The following is a 17084-nucleotide window of genomic DNA, read 5'->3' as shown; positions in this document are numbered from 1 at the left end:
GTCTGACGCGACTCAAGGAACCGGCCGGAGCCGGCGTCAAGTCGCGTCCGCAGGCGCTGCGCTTCCTGCAGATAGGCGTCGTGGCGGACGCCGACGTCGGCGGAAACCGTGGTGGGTCCGTTCACATGCGAAAGGCTGCCGCCGACGGTATACCGGCCGGTGTCGCCAACGCTGGAGCGCAGCGAGCCGGTCGTGGTCCGTCCCGGTCGCACCGTCGTCGGCTTGGAGATCAGATTGATGACCCCGCCCGAGCCCTCGGGGCTGTAGGCGGCGGACGGGTTGGTCAGGATTTCGATGCGGGCATACTGGGCGGCCGGAATCTGCTGCAGCAGCTGGCCCCGGCTGGGTCCGTTGAACTGGCTGGCGGGCCGGCCGTCGACCAGGATGGTGATATTGGCATCGCCGCGCAGGCTGACATTGCCGTCGGGATCGACCTCGACCGACGGGATGTTGCGAAGGGCTTCGGCCAGCGTCCCGGTCGCGGCCTGCAGGTCGTCGGCCAGGCTGTAGCTGGTTCCCTCGCTCGAGGTCCGGATGTCCGTCGGGCGGGCGGTGACGACGACATCGTCCACGGCGGAGGCGGGTTCCTGGCTCGCGGCCGGGGCGGGGGCCGGGGATTGGGGGGCGGGCCGCGCCTGGGCAGGGCTCTGGGCAGGGCTCTGGGCCGGAGTCTGAGACTGGGCCACGGCGGTCCCGGCGGTTGCGGTCATGGCCGCGCCCACGAGGAGAAACAGTTTGAAGGAGGTCATGCCCCGGACTCCGGTTGCAGGGTGCGCTGACCGCGCCCGTCAAGGGTCCTTGACTATCAGTGCGGCCCGTTCCGTCAATCGGCCCTGACCACGAATCCCGCCACCTTACGGCGAATTAACCTGAGCCCGGATCCGGCTCGTCGGAATGGGCGGGCCGCTCAGTCGATCCAGAAGACCCTGTCGTCGGGTGTCCAGCCGACGACGACGTGACCGGTCTCACCCCCGTCGCCGACCCGGCGGTAGCGGACGAAGTCACCGCCTCCGACGCCCTGCCAGCGTTCCACGGGGGCGAACTCATGCTCCGGCTGGATACCCCGGCCGGGCGCGCTCGCTCCGCCCGTCGCGACCAGCTCAGGCGCCAGGAGGCCGGGCGGCAGGGGCGTCCCGCCACTGGCGAAGGCCCGGCGCAGGATGTCGGTGCGGGCGTCAGCCGGGAGCAGCGGCAGGGTGGCGTAGGTGGAGTTCGGGGCCAGCCCTTCGGCCATCTCCAGACACAGCTTGCCGAGCGGAAGATCGATGTCGCCGTCCGTGTTGGTGACGGCCCAGACCTGGATGCCCGAGCCGCCGAAGGCCATGCGCTGGGAGACGAATCCGGGCACCCCGCCGGTGTGGTGGTGGAAGGCCGAGCGACGGCACTCCTCCATGAAGACGCCGCAACCGTAGGGGGCTGCGCGTCCGGTGGTCAGCAGGGCAGGGGCGAAGAGCTGGTTGCGTGCAAGCCCGGCCAGAAGCCCGTCGTCAGCCAGGACTGAGGCCCACGGCGCGATGTCGCGGGCTGAGAACAGGACGCCGCCGTCGGCCGCCCGGCTCATCTCGTCCTCCATCTCGTCAGCCTTGGCCAGACGCTCGCCGTCCAGTGTCCAGGCGATGGCGCGCGCCGGGATGGGCTCGACGGAGGAGTCGGCGCGGGCGTGGGGCATGCGCGAGGGGCGGAAGATCCGGGCCGAGACATAGTCGGCGTAGCTCATGCCGGACAGGGCCTCGATCAGCCAGCCGAGGACGAAATAGTTGGTGTTGGAATAGGCCCAGGCCTCGCCGGGCCCGAAGTCGCGACCCTCGGAGACGGCGTCGAAGACCATCTGGCGCGTGACCGGCAGGGACCAGTCCTCGACCACGTCCAGATAGTCCGGCAGGCCCGAGGTGTGGTGCAGCAGATGGGTGATCGGGGTCTGGGCGAGGATCGCGGGCAGGCCGGGGACGTGGCGGCCCAGCGGATCGGCCAGGGTCATCTTTCCGGCCTGGACCAGCTGGAGCACGGCGACGGCGGTGACGAACTTTCCGTTGGAGCCGACGTGGAACAGGGTGTCGGGCGTGACCGGTTGTCGGGGCGCGCGGCGCGCGTCACCCCAGACGTAAACGCCGGCGAGGCGTCCATGCTGCGCCGCCGCGACCACGCCGCCGACCGCGCCGCTGTCTGCGACGATCCCGGCCAGTCTGCCGGCGAGGCCCTCGGGCAGGTCGGGGACGGTGGCGTCGGCGTCGTCCGCGAGCGCGCCTCCGCCGATCCCGGCGAGGCCGAGCCCGGCCATGGCCGCGGCCATCAATTCCCTGCGATCCATGCACTCGCCCTCCCCTGAAGGCGACAGCAGAGGCCGTCGAAGGGCTTGGGTCAAGGCGAGCCTGAACGTTGTGTTGCAAACGAAAACCCGCAAAGCTTGGTCGGGGAACAGGGTTCACGGGGGCGGGACGATGAGTGACCAGACCGAAGGGCGGCGCTCCCGCAAACGTCGCGAGGCGGCGCCGACGACGGCGGATGCGGTCGAGATCGCTATGGACCGGATCATCGCCGGCGAGCCCGAGGACGGGCCGGCGCACGCCGTGCTGCGTGGTCATCGCGACCTGCTGCGCTGGCAGACCATCTCCGAACGGATGAGCGTGGCGCTGAAGGTCCTGACGGGGTTGACGGGCGTGCTGGTCGCCGGGGCGCTGATCTATCTGGTGTGGAGCGCCGTGCGCTATCAGGGGCTGGTGGTCCAGCCGCTTTCGGTCGCGCCGGACCTGGCCGAGCGCGGCCTGACGGGCGAAGTCCTGGCCGGCGATCTGCTGGACCGGCTGGTGTCGATGCAGGAACAGACGGACTCGGTCCGGGCGCCCGGCAGCTATGCGATCGACTGGGGCTCATCGGTCGAGGTCGAGATCCCGCAGACGGGGGTGTCCATTGGGGAGCTGCAGAGGTTCCTGCGCTCGTGGCTGGGCAAGGAGACGCGGATTTCCGGCGTGGTCTATCGGGCGCGCGACGGGCGGCTGTTCGTCACGGCGCGGACCGGGGGAACCTCGGGTGTCACCTTTTCAGGGACGGACGACGAGTTGCCGGACCTGATGCAGAAGGCGGCCGAGAGCGTCTACGCCCGGACCCAGCCGTATCGGTTCACCGTCTATCTGGGCAATGCCGGGCGGGAGGATGAGGCCCTGCCAATCTATCGGCAGGCGGCCAGCTACGGCGAGACAGAGGAGGCCTGGCTGGTGCGCGGCTGGGGCATCGTCTTCCTGACGAGGGGCGAAATCCCGCGGGCGCTGGAGCTCTATCGTGAAGTCGAGGCGAAGGCGCCTGACATGGGGCCGTTGTTCCAGACAATCGGCGACGCGGAGTCTTACCTTGGCCACGACGAGGCCGCTTACCAGGCCTACGTGCGCGCCGCCGACCTGATCGGCCGATCGCGGGAGGTCGATCCGCTGCTGCGCGAGGATTACGCGCGACTGGAAGCGATCGAGGCGGCCGTCATGGTCGGCGACATCGGCTTGGCCGACCGGCTGACCGCCGAGCTTGAGCAGATGGACGCCACGGGCGGGGCGGACGCCGTGGGCCATCGTCCGGGCGCCCTGGAGCGAGCGGCCATGGACGGAATCGAGGAAGCCTCTCCGGAATACATCTGGAGCAACTACGGCGCCCTGGCCGTCGCCGCCCTCGAGCGCGCTGATCCGGTCGGCGCCCTCCGGTGGCTTGACCTCACCGACGCTGCCGTGACCACAGCGGGCATGGAGTCGACGATCCCGGTGGGAAGTGGGCCGCTTCGGATCCGCAGCCTCATCCTGCTGCGGCGACTGGACGAAGCGACGGCGCTGGCCGCGGCCCTGCCTCAGGACTGCGCCGACTGCATGCTCGTCCGTGCGGAGACCGCCGAAGCGCGTGGCGACCAGGCCGCGGCGGACCGGCTGTTCGCTCATGCCTCCGCGATGACGCCCTCCCTGCCCCGAGCGCGGTTGAGTTGGGGCAAGGCCTTGCTGATGCGGGGCGATACGGCGGGAGCGATTGAGAAGGCGCGCGCGGCTGCCCGGCTCGCGCCGCGCTTCGCGGATCCGCTGAAGCTGTGGGGTGACGCCCTGATGGCGCAGGATGATCCCGGCGAGGCGATCCGAAAGTATCAGGCGGCGGCGCGGCTCAACGATCGTTGGGGCGCCCTGCAACTGGCTTGGGGCCGGGCGCTGGAGGCGCGCGGACGCCGGGATCAGGCGGCGGAGCGGTATCGCGCGGCGCAGGGTCTGGACCTGACCTCGGCTGACCGGATCGAAACGGCGCGGCGGCTGGATTCCGTGACGGGATGACCGCCAGTATGGCCTGGTTGGTCGACCCGTCCGTGATCCTGCCCTTCCTTCTGGCGGTGTCGTTGATCGAGCTGACCCCGGGTCCGAACATGGGCTGGCTGGCGCTGGTGTCGATGCATCAGGGCAGGCTGGCCGGGTTGGCGGCGGTGGCCGGAATCACGCTTGGGCTGGCGGTCTGGATGGTGGCTGCGGCGTTCGGCCTGACGTCCGTCCTGCTGGTCTTTCCATGGCTGTATCAGGCGGTGCGCTGGGCGGGGGTCCTCTTCCTGCTGTGGCTGGCGTGGGAGGCCTGGGCGGGAGCGGGCAAGGCGACCTCGGGAGCGAGCCACGACCCGGAGAAGCTGCGCGGCCTGTTCCTGAGAGGGCTTACGGGGAACCTGCTGAATCCCAAGGCGGCGGTCTTCTACGTCGCCCTGTTGCCGACCTTCATCCGGCCGGACCACGGTGTGCCGCTGATCCAGGCGCTGACCCTGGGCGGGCTCCATCTGGGGGTCAGCATCATCGTGCATTCGCTGATCGTCCTCGGCGCGGCCACGGCCGGCGGCGTCATGATGCGACGGATGCAGGGGCTTTGGGCGGGCCGGACGATGGCGATCGGCATCGCAGGCGTCGCGATCTGGATGGCCTGGGCGACGCGGGGGTGACGCCGTGGCGGGCGCGCGATAGCGTCCGCTTGCCCCCGCCCGGAGAGTTCAATGTCGCTGCGTCTCACCCGCCGTTCCGCCCTGTTCGCCTCGGGCGCGGCCGCCCTGCCCGCCACCGCCTGGGCCCGGTCAGCCGCCAATGACGACGCGGGGCTGGCCGAGGCGATCGACGCCTATGTGAAAGCCGCGATGGCGGCCTGGCCGGACCAGCCGGCGTTGGGCGTCGCCGTGGTCAAGGACGGCGAGACGGTCCTGGCGCGCGGATATGGCGTGCGCGAGATGGGCAGGCCGGGTCTGGCGGACGAGAACACCCTGTTCGCAATCGCGTCGAACTCCAAGAGCGTCACGGCCGCCGCCCTCGCCATTCTGGTCGATGAGGGGAAGGTGAAGTGGGACGAGCCGGTGAAGACCTATCTGCCCGGCTTCACCCTGTCGGACCCCTATATCGGCGAGCACATCACGGTGCGCGATACGTTGAGCCACCGGGCTGGTTTCGGCCTCGGCGCCGGGGACCTGCTGTTCTGGCCAAACTCGAACCGCAGCCGCGCCGAGGTGCTGGCCCGGGTCCCGTTCGTGCCGATCGAGGACGGGTTCCGCGCCAACTACCACTACTGCAACCTGATGTTCGTGGTGGCCGGGGCGGTACTGGAAGCCGTGTCCGGGATGACCTGGGAGGCTTTCGTCCAGACCCGGATCTTCGACCGGCTGGGGATGGGCCAGAGCGTGCCCATGGCCAGTCTGGCGGACCCGGCGAAGTCGGCCCTGCCGCACGCCCGCATAGGGCCGCCGCTGCGCTATCAGGGGCCGATGACAAAGATTTCCGACAGCATCGTCGGCATCTGGGACTGGGATTCGGCCGCCGCCGCCGGGGGCATCTGCGCCTCGGCCGCCGACTGGGCCAGGTGGATGATCCTGCGCCTCAACATGGGGGCCCTGCCTTCGGGTGAGCGTCTGTTCACCGAGGCGCGGGCGACCGAGATGTGGCGGCCCAACATCATCGTCTCGGGCACGCCCGGACCGACGGCCGAACTGCCCGGCCGGGCCATCGCCTCGACCTACGCCATGGGGCATCAGGTGCAGGACTATCGCGGCGAGCGGATCGTCAGCCACGGCGGCGGCTCGCCGGGGGGCAACTCGTTCACGGTCATGATCCCGGGCCGCAAGGCGGGGGTGTCGGTCTTCTCGAACGCAGAGGAGAATTTCCTGCTGCGGACCCTGCGCAGCGGCCTGGTCGACATCATCATGGGCAAGCAGGGCTTCGACTGGATCGCGGATTCGAAGGCGCTGGAGGCGAAGGGGATCGAGGACTCGCTGAAGGCGGCGGCCGAGATCGATGCGAAACAGGCGGCCGGCGCGCCGCCGCCCGTGCCGCTGTCGGCCTTCGTCGGGACCTGGCGCGACCCCTGGTACGGCGACATCACGATCGAGGCGCGCGACGTGACTCTATGGCTGCGCTTCACTCACAATCCGGCGCTGCAGGGCGAGCTGGAGGCCTATGACGGGAACACATTGCGCACCCGCTTCCCCGACAAGCGGGAGGAGGACGCCTTCTTCACCTTCGAGATCGTGGACGGCAAGCCGGTGCGGGCGACGGTCAAGGGCGTCAGCCCCGACATCGACTTCAGCTACGACTATCAGAACCTGAGGCTGACGAAGGTCTGAAGCCTTGGCGACCTACCAGGTCGAGGGCCACATGTCGGGCTCAAGGTTCCAGCACTCGCTCATGGCGTTCTCGCTCTGGAGCGCGAAGGCGGCGCCGGTCCAGACCCATTGGGCGCGGACGCCGCACTGGCTTGGCGCCAGGCTCGAGATCGACAGGGTCTGCTGGTCCGGGTTGAACTCCGAGCCATCGAATTCGGTGACGACGTCGTCGGTCAGGGGCAGGATCAGAGGTTGGGGATCAGCGCCGTTCGGGCCGGTCAGGAACCACAGGCGGGTATCGTTCGCCGTGCCCGAGTTGCAGCCGATGCCCCACAGCTCGGTCGCCGCGTTCAGTCGATAGCCCCAGACGCCGCCGGCGGCGCCGTCGAGAGCGCCGCATGTCTGGACATCGGATCGCGCGCGCAGACGGGCGGTGACGGCCTCGATCAGGGCGTCAACCTCCAGGCCGGCCTGATCCGCCGCCGGGGCGGCCTGCGGCGTCTGCACCTGCGGCGCAGCGGGTACGGCGCTGGCGGGTCTGTCGCCGGGATCGACAAGCGCTGTGACGGTCCCGGTCCGACCCTGTCGTTCGTCCATCCAGCGCAACGCGGCGGAGGCCCCTTCGGTGGAGATCGTGATCGGCGGCTGATCCGCGCGCGTCAGCGTGGCCGGGCCGCCGGCGGCAAGTGCGCGGGCGAGGCCCGGGACGGCGTCGTCCTCGACGTTCGCGACCCCGTCGGTGATCGAGGTCGGGCTGCTCGTGGCGAAGCGATTCCCCCCGACATTGGCTGTCACCGTCGAATAGGCGGCGCTGTCCGCCAGGCCAAAGGTCAGCATGGCGCCCGGCTGGGCGTCAGGGCCGGCGTCGCGATAGATGTGGACCCCGACCGCCGTCTTGTCCGCCGTCGGGCCGATGGCTTCGCAATGCAGGGCGCGGTTGCAGGTGACGACCCAGTCGCCAAACGTCTCGACCGTGCGACCGAGCGGCTGGATCGCGCCCGTCGCGACGGTCGCCCCGGCGGCGGGAGAGGGGACCGCCTTGTCGCCGCAGGCGCCGAGCAGGCAGGCGAGAGCGACCGCCGCAATCAACATACGCATGGACCGTCTTCCCCCGCGAACCGTCTCGCAGGCCGATCTTGGTCACGGTTCAGGGTCTCTGCCTAGGTCGTAAATCGCTGTGTGATCAAAGCGTTCAGCTCAACGCGGTCTCGGATCCAGCAATACCCCCGACACGGTCGCCGCCAGGATCCGCGCCGCAAACGGCAGGCGGGCGAGCTTGCCCAGCACATGGTCGCGGACCCAGGGCAGGGCCTGGCCGTCTGCCTGGTAGAAGGGGGTGAAGCCCATCGACAGGGCCTGATAGAGCCGCACGTGCCAGCGGCGGATGCGGGCGTAGGCGGTCAGGGCCTCGTCGAGTTCGGCGTGGGTCGCCAAAGCCTCGGCCAGGGTGAAGGCGTCAAGCAGGCCCATGTTGACCCCCTGACCCAGCTGGGGGCTGGTCGAATGGGCGGCGTCGCCGACGACGGCGAGACGGTCGGCGACCGGCAGAGATAATGTGTGGTGGCCGTAGCGGGCCAGGGTCAGGGCCTCGGGATCGGGGATGGTCTCGAGCAGGCCGGCGACCTCGGGCCAGAGGCCGCGCACCTCGGCCTTCCAGCGCTCCATCCCGGCCCGGAGCCAGTAGTCGTGATCGGCGGACTTCAGACTCCAGAAGAAGGTGGCGAGCCGATCGGGACTGTCCGGGCGGGCGCCGACGGGCAGGACGCCGATCATGCGCGCGGCGCCGCGATAGACCTGTTCCAGCGCCGTGGCGTCGAACGGATCGCCTGGCCAGGGCACGGTGGCCCACAGGGCGCCCCACTCCAGCTCATGGCGACGCCCGCCCTGTTTGGCCAGCAGGTCGCGGGCGATGGGCGAGCGGGCGCCCGAGGCGTCGACGACGAGGTCGAACTGCGGACCGATCGCGCCGCTTGCGTCGGTCAGGCGGCCGTCGGAAGCGGAGGCGATCTCGCGGCTCGTCTCGAACTGCACGCCTTCGGCGAGGCAGGCGTCATGGAGGACGTGGAAGATGGCGGCGCGGTGGACGCCGAGCGCATTGACGCCGTCCGGGCGGGGCGACTTCAGATCGGAATATCTGACGTCGAGGACGATGCGACGTCGACGCGCCTCGCGCCCGAAGAGGTGGTTCAGCGGTTGGCCGAGGGCGGCGACCTTGTCGGTGAGTTCGAGGCGATCCAGCACATGCAGACCGGTCGGCTGGAGCATGAAACCGGCGCCGATGGGCTTCGGTTCGTCGAACCGTTCGTGCACCACGACCCGCCGCCCCTGACGGGCCAGCATCAGGGCCAGGGCCAGACCCGTCGGGCCGGCGCCGACGACGGCGACCGACGGGGCCATTCTAGTTCGGGACCAGTTCGATCAGGTCGAGGTTGGACTCGTTCTGGGGCCAGGGGATGACGAGGCGCCAGCGGGCGTCGCCGATCCGCTCGAGCACGGCGACGATGTCGCGGTCAGGGCGCTGGCCGTAGGAGTTGGCGGGCGGCTCGGCGGCCAGGGCGACCGAGCCCAGCATGACCATCTGCCGCGGATCCTCGGGGAACAGCAGGCCCGAGGGGCGCTGGGAGCCGGTGGTCTTGGAGAATTTCAGGCCGCGCGGCGTCTGTTCGATGCGGCACTGGAACCAGCCGTAGATGACGAAGCCCAGACCCGTCTCTCCGCCCTGGGAGCCGAGTTTGACGGTGCGGCAGCGATAGTTTCCGGGCGGCGGCGGGACGCTGTTTCGGGCGGCGTCACGCTCGATCAGATCGCCCAGTGAACGGAGATCACCCGACCCGGGCTGACGCCGCGCCTGTTCCAGCGCCAGTCGCCAGGCGGCGTCACGGCGGACGTAACGGTCCCGGTCCGTGGCGGTGATGATGCTGCGCCAGTCCCGCAACTCGACCATGCCCGGTCCGGAGGGCGGCGGCGGCGGCGGAGGGGGCGGTGGCGGCGTGCTGGCGCAGGCTGCCAGCAGCAGGAGGGTCGAAAGGGCGAGGATGCGCATGGCCGCAAGGGGCCTGACGCCTCGCCCGCCGTCAAGCTAGACGATCATCACCGTGCCGATCAGCAGACGGGCGCCGCGCTGACCGAGGATGATGTTGGTCGCCGACTGCAGCTGGGCGGCCAGCCGTTCGACGTTCGGGACGCCGCCGGGGAGCAGGGTGTTGGCCTCGCGCTGGACGAGGATGTTGAACACCGCCCGCATGCGCGGCTGCGACTGTTCGGCGCGCAGTTTCAGCGCGGCGTCTGGCGCATCGACCCCGGTCTCGACCGTCATCACGCCGCGGCGACCATCGGAGCGCATCGTGGTGGCGGTGACTGTGGGATAGCGGATGTATCCGCCGGACGATCCGCCTCCGCCTCCGCCGCCCGACGCGAGGGCGGGTGTGGCGGCGAGCGCGAGAGGGGCGAGGAGAAGGGCGCGACGTTTCATGCCCGACCTTGTGGCACGGGCTCGCTTAAGGTCCGGTTACGCCGCCGCTTCGACCCGCGCCGGCTCCATCGGCTTGAGGTCGAGGAGGGCGAACAGTCTTGCGTCCTCGTCCTGTTCGGGGTTCGGCGTGGTCAAAAGCTTGCCCCCGACGAAGACGGAGTTGGCGCCGGCGAGGAAGCACAGGGCCTGCATCTCCGGGCTCATCGTCTCGCGCCCGGCCGAGAGGCGGACCATGGCGCGGGGGCAGACGAGACGGGCGACGGCGACGGTGCGGATAAATTCGATCGGATCGATCTCGCCGGTCTTCAGGACCCGCTCGCCCAGCGGCGTGCCGGTGACGGGGACCAGGGCGTTGACCGGCAGGCTGTCGGGATGGACGGGAAGGGTGGCGAGGGCATGCAGCAGGCCGGCGCGATCGCGGCGGCTCTCGCCCATGCCGACGATGCCGCCGCAGCAGGTCGACATTCCGGCGTCGCGGACGTGTTCGAGGGTGTCGAGACGGTCCTGATAGGTCCGGGTCGTGACGACCTCGGCATAGTACTCAGGACCGGTGTCGAGGTTGTGGTTGTAGTAGTCGAGGCCGGCGGCCTTCAGCTGCCTCGCCTGGTCGGCGGTGAGCATGCCCAGTGTTGCGCAGGTCTCCAGACCCAGCGCCTTCACGCCCGAGATCATGGCGGCGAGTTTGGGCGTGTCGCGATCCTTCAGCTCACGCCAGGCCGCGCCCATGCAGAAGCGCGACGCGCCCCCGGCCTTCGCCGCCATGGCCTCGGCGAGGACGGCGGTGGTGTCCATCAGCTTCTCGGCCTTGAGGCCCGTGTCGAAACTGGCCGATTGCGAGCAGTAGCCGCAGTTCTCGGCGCAGCCGCCGGTCTTGATCGACAGCAGCTGGGACTTCTGCACCTCCGACGGATCGAACCAGCGGCGGTGAACGGTCGCGGCCTCGAACATCAGTTCCATGAAGGGACGGGCGAACAGGGCCTCGACCTCGGGCAGGGTCCAGTCGTGACGGGGCAGGGACAGGTCGGTCATGGGCGGGTGGTGACTCAGTCGGCGATCGGACGCAAGCCGTCAGATCTCCAGAATCAGCTCCCCGCGTTTGAGATCAATGATCACCGTCTCGAACAGGCCGAGGACGTCGGTGCCGAGCAGGGCGGCCGGACGGTCGGACAGGCCCCAAAGGTCGAAGGTGTGGAAGTCGCCGACGAGGACAGGGACGTACTCCAGACCGATGCCGGCGAAATGCAGGTTGCGCAGCTGCATCGGCCAGGCCTCGACGCTGAGACCGGTGGGCGAGGTCAGGGTGTGGCTGGTCGACCCGTCGTCGAGGACCAGCGGTGAGGCGTGGGCCGCGCGGGCGAAGGCGGTGTTGATGATGGTGACCTCTGCGCCCGTGTCGATGATGGCCTTGGCCTGGGCCGTGCGGGAGCGGGCGTCGATCATCAGCAGGCCGCGCAGCCGCTCCTCGGCCGGAGTCTGGAAGCGGGCGGTCGGTCGGCGCGGATCGAGGATGCTGTCGCCCACGCGGCGCGACCGGCTGATCGCGGCCAGGGCCACTCCCCGGAAGTTCAGCAGCAGTCGATGATCCGCCAGCAGGTCGCGGCCGATCAGGCCGTCTGCGCCGATGAGGCCGGAGCGGGGCGCGAGGGCGAACCGGACCGTTTCCGCGTTGAGGGCTCCGGAGCGGACGTTGCGAGCCCTGACCGTCTCGACGATCTCGCGCGCGATCAGGGTGTGCATGCCGATGGGTCCGGCGGACGGCAGGGCCAACTGCGTTGCGAGGTCGTCGGCGATGACCGAGGCGTTGGCCGCACTGTCGACGGCGAAATCGAACGGACCCAGGCCGTCGACAAAGACGGGGATCGACAGGCACCCGCCGCGCAGGCGTTCGAAGCTTTCGACGGACGGGACCGGGGGTGCGGTCTGCGCCCGGGCGAGGCCGGCGAGACCAAGGGCGGGGGCGGCGGCGAGGACGGCGCGGCGGGGGAGCGTCGCGCGGCCGCTAGAGGTCCTCGTCATGGCGATAGATCCGGCCGTCGCGCATGACGAATCCGACCGACTTCAGCACGGTCACGTCGGCCAGGGGGTCTCCCTCGACGGCAATCAGGTCCGCGCGCTTTCCCGGTTCCAGGGAGCCGACCTCGGTCGACAGGCCCAGCAGGTCGGCGGCGTTGACGGTTGCGGCCTCGATCGCGGCCATGGGGGTCATGCCGTGTTCGACCATCAGTTCGAACTCGTCCGCGTTGCGGCCGTGCAGGGAGACGCCTGCATCGGTGCCGAAGGCGATGCGCACGCCGGCGGGGTAGGCGGCCTGCAACGACTGGCCGGTGATCGAGATCCGCCACAGAATCTTGGGCAGGACGGCGGGCGGATAGGCGTTGGGATCGGCGGCGAGGCGGGCCCGGTAGCCGTTCACCGTCGACAGGGTGGGCACATAATAGGCCCCCGAGCGCAGGAAGAGGGGGATGGTGTCTTCACTCAGGATCGTGCCGTGCTCGATCGAATCGGCCCCCAGCCTCAGGGCCATGTCGATGCCGTCGGCCCCGTGGGCGTGGACGGCGACCTTCTTGCCGTACAGATGGGCGGTCTCGATCAGGGCCCGGGCCTCGTCCTCGAACATCTGGGCCCCCAGACCGGCCCCGATGCGGCTGTTGACCCCGGCGGTGGTGGCGATCTTGATCACATCAGCCCCGCGCCCGACCTGGATCCGCACCGCCTCGCGGCAGCTTTCGACGCCGTTACAGACGTTCTCGGGCTCCCCGATGTCGTGCCGCACCTCGTCGGACAGGCCCAGCCGGGGGTCCATATGGCCCGAGGTGGTCGAGATGGAGGTGGCGGCGTCGATGATCCGTGGTCCGGCGATCTCATGCCGCGCCGTGGCGTCCCGCAGGGCCAGGGTGACCCCGTCGCCGTCACCGAGGTTCCGCACGGTGGTAAAGCCGGCCATCAGGGTCTCGCGCGCGTTGCCTGCCGCCTCATAGGCCCGGGCCGGCAGGCTGTCGGTGAAATCGGCCAGCAAGCCCGCCTGACCGGCGCGGTCGGAGGTCAGGTGGACATGGCTGTCGATCAGGCCGGGCAGGACGAACCGGTCGCGCAGATCGACCACGGTCGCGCCGGGGAAGGCCTCAACCCCGACGAAGCCGTCCCGGACCGCCTCGACCTTGCCGTCACGGATCACGATGGTGGAGGCGCCGCGCGGCCTCTGTCCCGGACGATCCAGCAGATGGCCCGCCTGGACCAGGGTGACGGCGCCGGCGACGGGCGCGGTGCTCCCGTCCTGTGCGTTGGCGACAGTCCCCGTCAGCAGGGCGACGATGGCCCCCGCGATCACAGCCTTCATGAACCTGCTCCCCGTTCTGCGGGGAGTTTAGGCATGGCGGGGAACCGGACGCTAGCTCCTGTAGTCGCCGTTGATCTCGATGTAGCCCTTGGTCAGGTCGCAGGTCCATACGGTGGCGGAGGCCCGACCGGAGCCGACGTCGACGGTGATGTCGATCTCGGACCTCTTCATATAGGCGCTCATCTTCGCCTCGTCGTAGGTCGGGGAGACCGCGCCGTCGACGGCGGCGACGTGGGGGCCGAACTTGATGGCCAGGTGGTCGCGATCGACGGGTTCCTCGGTCTTGCCGACGGCCATGACGACCCGGCCCCAGTTGGCGTCCTCGCCGGCGATGGCGGTCTTGACCAGAGGGCTGTCGGCGATGGACTTGGCCAGCTTCCTGGCCGAGGCGGGGCTGGAGGCGCCGTCCACGGTGATGCGGACGAACTTGGACGCGCCCTCACCGTCGCGGACCAGCTGGTGGGCGAGGTCGAGCATGACCTTGTCGAGTGCGACGGAGAAATCCTTCAGGCGACGGTCGCCGACCCGGCCGATTCGGGGCGCGCCCGAGGCTCCGGTGGCGAACAGCAGACAGGTGTCATTGGTCGAGGTGTCGCCGTCGACGGTGACGCTGTTGAAGGTCGTGCGGACGTGCAGGCCCAGCAGGGCGCGCAGCACCGTCGGGTGGATGCTGGCGTCGGTGACGATGAAGCCCAGCATGGTCGCCATGTCCGGCGCGATCATGCCCGACCCCTTGGCGATGCCGGCGATGCGGACCTTGAAGCCGTCGATGGTCGCCTCGGCGTAGGACCCCTTGGGGAAGGTGTCCGTGGTCATGATGCCGCGTCCGGCGGCGGCCCACTGTTCTGTCGGCGGGACGTCGGAATCGAGCCTGGCCTCGACCTCGGGCAACTTTGCAGAAATCTTGCGGTCGTCGAGCAGGACGCCGATCACGCCGGTGGAGGCCAGCATGACGTCGCGCTGGCGACAGCCGAACCGCTTGGCGACTTCAGAGGCCGTGCGGCGGGCCGCATCGGCCCCGGCCTTTCCGGTGAAGGCGTTGGCGCAGCCGGCGTTGACCACCAGGGCCCGCACGTCGAGCCCGCCGCCCGGAGCGTCAAGCTGGCGACGGCACCAGTCCACCGGGGCCGAGCCGACCTTGTGGCGGGTGAAGACGCCGGCGCAGGTCGTGCCGCGCGCGAAGCGGAAGATCGTCAAGTCGTCACGCTGGTGTTTGTAGAAGCCGGCGCGGGCCGTCGTAATCTCGACCCCGCCGATGGGCGGAATGGCCGGGAAGGGCACGGCCAGGGGCGAGACCTTGAGGCCGGGCTTGCCGGGCACGGCCGGAGCGGGCGTCGTGGCCTGGGGCTGGGTCGCACGCTTGATCGCCGAGGCCAGGGGATCGAACGCCTTTTCGATCGCGCTTTCGATGGCCTTGCCGGTCGATCCGGACTTCTTGTCGTTGCTCACTGGGCGGCGGCTTTCGCAGGGGCAGGGGCAGGGGCAGGGGCAGGGGCAGGGGCAGCGGCGGGGGCCGGCGTCGCGACCGGTGGGGCGGCCGCGGCCGGCGCCGTGCTGGTCGGCGCAGTCGGGGTCGGGCTGGGCGCCGCGGAGGCCGGTTCCTGGGGCGCGCCGCTCTCGGCGGTCAGCAGGACGTCGACCTTCGCCTTGCCGCGCAGCTCTTCGAGCAGCTGGCGCACGCCTTCGTAGGTCAGGTAGCGGACGATCTGGGGCCGGGCCTGATCGAGCGTGGGCGGGCTTTCGCGGCGGCGATCCTCGACCCGCAGCACGGCCCAGCCGCCTTCGGTCTGGAACGGACCGACGGTCGATCCCGCAGCGGCGTCGCGCAGCGCATTGGCATAGGCCTGGGGCATGACGTCGGCGGTCGAATAGCCGAGGTCGCCGCCGGAGAAGCGGGTGGCCTCGTCGATCGACCGTTCCTGGGCCACGGCCTCGAAACTGGCCCCCTGGCCCAGAATCCCCATGACGGCGTCGGCCTCGGGCTTCGTCCGCGACAGGATCAGGCGCACGCGGATCTCCTCCGAGGTCCGGGCGAGGCGCAGTTGCTCCTGATAGAGGGTCTGGACAGCCTGATCGTTGATCCGGCCATTGACCTCGTTCTCGACCAGCATGTCGCCGAGGATCCGCTCACGCGTGGCCTGAAGCCGGCGCTGGGCCAGCGGGGAGTTGTCGAGGCCCCGGCGCTCGGCCTCGGCGGCGAGCAGTTTCTGGTCGATGACCTCGTCCAGCACGCGGCGGAACAGGTCAGAGGTGACGTCCAGCGGTTCGCCCTCGCCGACCAGACCCTGGGCCACGGCCTCGCGTTTCACGTCGGAAGCCCAGATGGTCTGGTCCTGCACCTCGGCCACCGCCCGGTCGCCCGGTTCCGGCGCACGATCGTCGCCGCCGCCGCGACCGCAGGCCGCCACTGTGAGGACCAGCGCGAGACTGAGGAAAACCAGAGGGTTGCGCGAATGTCGCATCGGACGCTCCGTCCCGTTTGAAGGGGTCCAAACGCCGGGCTGCAAAGCCCCTCGCGTTGACAGGGGTATGACCGGTGCTTAAGTCCCGCCTGCGCCCAAGTCGAGGGGTTTTCGATCGTATGCGCGGCGTGTTTCGCCGCCTCGCCCGGCAGCCTCTCTCGCGGCGTCTCATCGCCGCCCCTTTACGGGCAATTCCAGAGCTATAGACCGCTCGACCGCCACCGGATCGCCCATGCTCGGCTTCGCCAAGAAACTCTTCGGCTCTTCCAACGACCGCAAGGTCAAGGATTTCATGAGCCGGGTCCAGAAGATCAACGATCTGGAGCCCAGGTTCGCCGCCCTGTCGGACGACGAACTGCGGATGATGACCCAGACCTTCAAGGATCGGGTCGCCGCCGGCGAGACGCTCGACAAGCTCCTGAACGAGGCCTTCGCCGTTGCGCGCGAGGCCTCCAAGCGTGTCCTGGGTCAGCGCCAGTACGACGTGCAGCTGACCGGGGGCATGATCCTGCACGACGGCGGCATCGCCGAGATGCGCACCGGTGAAGGCAAGACCCTGGTCGCCGTGGCGCCGGTCTATCTGAACGCGCTCGAGGGCAAGGGCGTCCACGTCATCACCGTCAACGACTATCTGGCCCGCCGCGACGCCGAGTGGATGGGTCGCGTCTATCGCTTCCTCGGCCTGGAAGTGGGCGTCATCGTCAACGGCCTGTCCTCGGGCCAGCGCCAGGCGTCCTACGCCGCCGACATCACCTACGGCACCAACAACGAGTTCGGGTTCGACTATCTGCGCGACAACCTGGTCTATGACCGACGCGAGATGGTGCAGCGTCCGCACAACTTCGCCATCGTCGACGAGGTCGACTCCATCCTGATCGACGAGGCGCGCACGCCCCTGATCATCTCGGGTCCGACCGAGGACCGTTCGGACCTCTACAAGATCTGCGACGCCCTGATCAAAGAGCTGATCAAGGACACCTCGACCTTCGACCTCGACGAGAAGCAGCGGCAGGCCCTGCTCACCGAAGAGGGTTCCGAAAAGGTCGAACAGCTGCTGGAAGCCGGCGGCCATTTCGCCGAGGACACGACGGGTCTGTACGACGCCGCCAACATCAGCCTGGTGCACCACGTCAACCAGGCCCTGCGCGCCAACACCCTGTACCAGAAGGACAAGGACTATATCATCAAGGGCGGCGAGATCGTCCTGATCGATGAGTTCACCGGCCGCATGATGAC

General features: G+C 69.6%; 15 protein-coding genes. 4 read left to right on the top strand and 11 right to left on the bottom strand.

From position 1 onward, the window contains the following. A partial coding sequence (locus RMO01_RS09945) for a TonB-dependent receptor plug domain-containing protein (RefSeq protein ID WP_309628895.1) occupies positions 1–749 on the bottom strand: 749 nt, incomplete at its 3' end. A 158-nt stretch (positions 750–907) separates the two neighbouring features. Continuing rightward, entirely contained in the window at positions 908–2308 is a 1401-nt protein-coding gene (locus RMO01_RS09940; protein ID WP_309628894.1) for a serine hydrolase domain-containing protein, read from the bottom strand. A 130-nt stretch (positions 2309–2438) separates the two neighbouring features. Here RMO01_RS09940 and RMO01_RS09935 point away from each other — a divergent pair, with 130 nt between their 5' ends. From RMO01_RS09935 to RMO01_RS09925, 3 genes are read left to right on the top strand one after another with little or no spacing between them, the layout of a single operon-like run. Further along, a complete protein-coding gene (locus RMO01_RS09935; protein WP_309628893.1) occupies positions 2439–4292 on the top strand; it encodes a hypothetical protein in 1854 nt (617 codons plus the stop codon). Beyond that, a complete protein-coding gene (locus tag RMO01_RS09930; RefSeq protein WP_309628892.1) occupies positions 4289–4936 on the top strand; it encodes a LysE family translocator in 648 nt (215 codons plus the stop codon). The genes RMO01_RS09935 and RMO01_RS09930 overlap by 4 nt, the downstream gene beginning before the upstream one ends. A 51-nt stretch (positions 4937–4987) precedes the next feature. Next, complete coding sequence (locus RMO01_RS09925) at positions 4988–6598, top strand: serine hydrolase (protein WP_309628891.1); 1611 nt, start codon at positions 4988–4990, stop codon at positions 6596–6598. A 12-nt stretch (positions 6599–6610) separates the two neighbouring features. Here RMO01_RS09925 and RMO01_RS09920 read toward each other — a convergent pair whose 3' ends face one another. The 9 genes from RMO01_RS09920 to RMO01_RS09880 form a co-directional block, all read right to left on the bottom strand. After that, positions 6611–7675, bottom strand: a complete 1065-nt coding sequence (locus RMO01_RS09920; RefSeq protein ID WP_309628890.1) for a DUF1176 domain-containing protein — start codon at positions 7673–7675, stop codon at positions 6611–6613. Between the two features lie 99 nt (positions 7676–7774). Beyond that, positions 7775–8974 carry an NAD(P)/FAD-dependent oxidoreductase gene (locus tag RMO01_RS09915; RefSeq protein WP_309628889.1) on the bottom strand — a complete coding sequence of 400 codons (1200 nt, stop codon included), beginning with the start codon at positions 8972–8974 and terminating at the stop codon, positions 7775–7777. 1 nt (position 8975) lies between these two features. Next, positions 8976–9620 (bottom strand): DUF4893 domain-containing protein, encoded by a 645-nt coding sequence (locus RMO01_RS09910; protein ID WP_309628888.1) that lies wholly within the window; start codon positions 9618–9620, stop codon positions 8976–8978. A 36-nt stretch (positions 9621–9656) separates the two neighbouring features. Then, a complete protein-coding gene (locus tag RMO01_RS09905) occupies positions 9657–10049 on the bottom strand; it encodes a Tat pathway signal protein (protein ID WP_309628887.1) in 393 nt (130 codons plus the stop codon). 36 nt (positions 10050–10085) lie between these two features. After that, positions 10086–11078, bottom strand: a complete 993-nt coding sequence (gene bioB, locus RMO01_RS09900; protein ID WP_309628886.1) for a biotin synthase BioB — start codon at positions 11076–11078, stop codon at positions 10086–10088. Positions 11079–11117: 39 nt separating this feature from the next. Continuing rightward, positions 11118–12065 (bottom strand): aspartyl protease family protein, encoded by a 948-nt coding sequence (locus tag RMO01_RS09895; protein ID WP_309628885.1) that lies wholly within the window; start codon positions 12063–12065, stop codon positions 11118–11120. After that, positions 12049–13386, bottom strand: coding sequence for an amidohydrolase family protein (locus RMO01_RS09890; RefSeq protein ID WP_309628884.1), 1338 nt, complete (start codon positions 13384–13386; stop codon positions 12049–12051). Before RMO01_RS09890 ends, RMO01_RS09895 begins: the two co-directional genes overlap by 17 nt. 51 nt (positions 13387–13437) lie before the next feature. Beyond that, entirely contained in the window at positions 13438–14835 is a 1398-nt protein-coding gene (gene argJ, locus RMO01_RS09885) for a bifunctional glutamate N-acetyltransferase/amino-acid acetyltransferase ArgJ (RefSeq protein WP_309628883.1), read from the bottom strand. Then, positions 14832–15848, bottom strand: coding sequence for a peptidylprolyl isomerase (locus RMO01_RS09880; RefSeq protein WP_309628882.1), 1017 nt, complete (start codon positions 15846–15848; stop codon positions 14832–14834). The genes argJ and RMO01_RS09880 overlap by 4 nt, the downstream gene beginning before the upstream one ends. A 232-nt stretch (positions 15849–16080) precedes the next feature. Here RMO01_RS09880 and RMO01_RS09875 point away from each other — a divergent pair. Continuing rightward, positions 16081–17084: DEAD/DEAH box helicase (locus RMO01_RS09875; RefSeq protein WP_409013064.1), on the top strand; the 1004-nt coding region annotated here is incomplete at its 3' end.

This window comes from Brevundimonas sp., assembly GCF_031412435.1.
In the GTDB taxonomy this organism is placed as follows: domain Bacteria; phylum Pseudomonadota; class Alphaproteobacteria; order Caulobacterales; family Caulobacteraceae; genus Brevundimonas.
The sequence above is the reverse complement of the archived record's forward strand: the minus strand, read 5'-3'. Positions and strand labels throughout refer to the sequence as shown.

What these genes read in the sequence shown, in the direction of transcription:
- RMO01_RS09895 (WP_309628885.1), bottom strand. Translation starts at nt 12,065, where the DNA reads ATGACGAGGACCTCTAGCGGCCGCGCGACGCTCCCCCGCCGCGCCGTC.
- RMO01_RS09930 (WP_309628892.1), top strand. Translation starts at nt 4,289, where the DNA reads ATGACCGCCAGTATGGCCTGGTTGGTCGACCCGTCCGTGATCCTGCCC.
- RMO01_RS09920 (WP_309628890.1), bottom strand. Translation starts at nt 7,675, where the DNA reads ATGCGTATGTTGATTGCGGCGGTCGCTCTCGCCTGCCTGCTCGGCGCC.
- RMO01_RS09880 (WP_309628882.1), bottom strand. Translation starts at nt 15,848, where the DNA reads ATGCGACATTCGCGCAACCCTCTGGTTTTCCTCAGTCTCGCGCTGGTC.
- bioB (WP_309628886.1), bottom strand. Translation starts at nt 11,078, where the DNA reads ATGACCGACCTGTCCCTGCCCCGTCACGACTGGACCCTGCCCGAGGTC.
- RMO01_RS09905 (WP_309628887.1), bottom strand. Translation starts at nt 10,049, where the DNA reads ATGAAACGTCGCGCCCTTCTCCTCGCCCCTCTCGCGCTCGCCGCCACA.
- RMO01_RS09925 (WP_309628891.1), top strand. Translation starts at nt 4,988, where the DNA reads ATGTCGCTGCGTCTCACCCGCCGTTCCGCCCTGTTCGCCTCGGGCGCG.
- RMO01_RS09935 (WP_309628893.1), top strand. Translation starts at nt 2,439, where the DNA reads ATGAGTGACCAGACCGAAGGGCGGCGCTCCCGCAAACGTCGCGAGGCG.
- RMO01_RS09890 (WP_309628884.1), bottom strand. Translation starts at nt 13,386, where the DNA reads ATGAAGGCTGTGATCGCGGGGGCCATCGTCGCCCTGCTGACGGGGACT.
- RMO01_RS09940 (WP_309628894.1), bottom strand. Translation starts at nt 2,308, where the DNA reads ATGGATCGCAGGGAATTGATGGCCGCGGCCATGGCCGGGCTCGGCCTC.
- RMO01_RS09910 (WP_309628888.1), bottom strand. Translation starts at nt 9,620, where the DNA reads ATGCGCATCCTCGCCCTTTCGACCCTCCTGCTGCTGGCAGCCTGCGCC.
- RMO01_RS09915 (WP_309628889.1), bottom strand. Translation starts at nt 8,974, where the DNA reads ATGGCCCCGTCGGTCGCCGTCGTCGGCGCCGGCCCGACGGGTCTGGCC.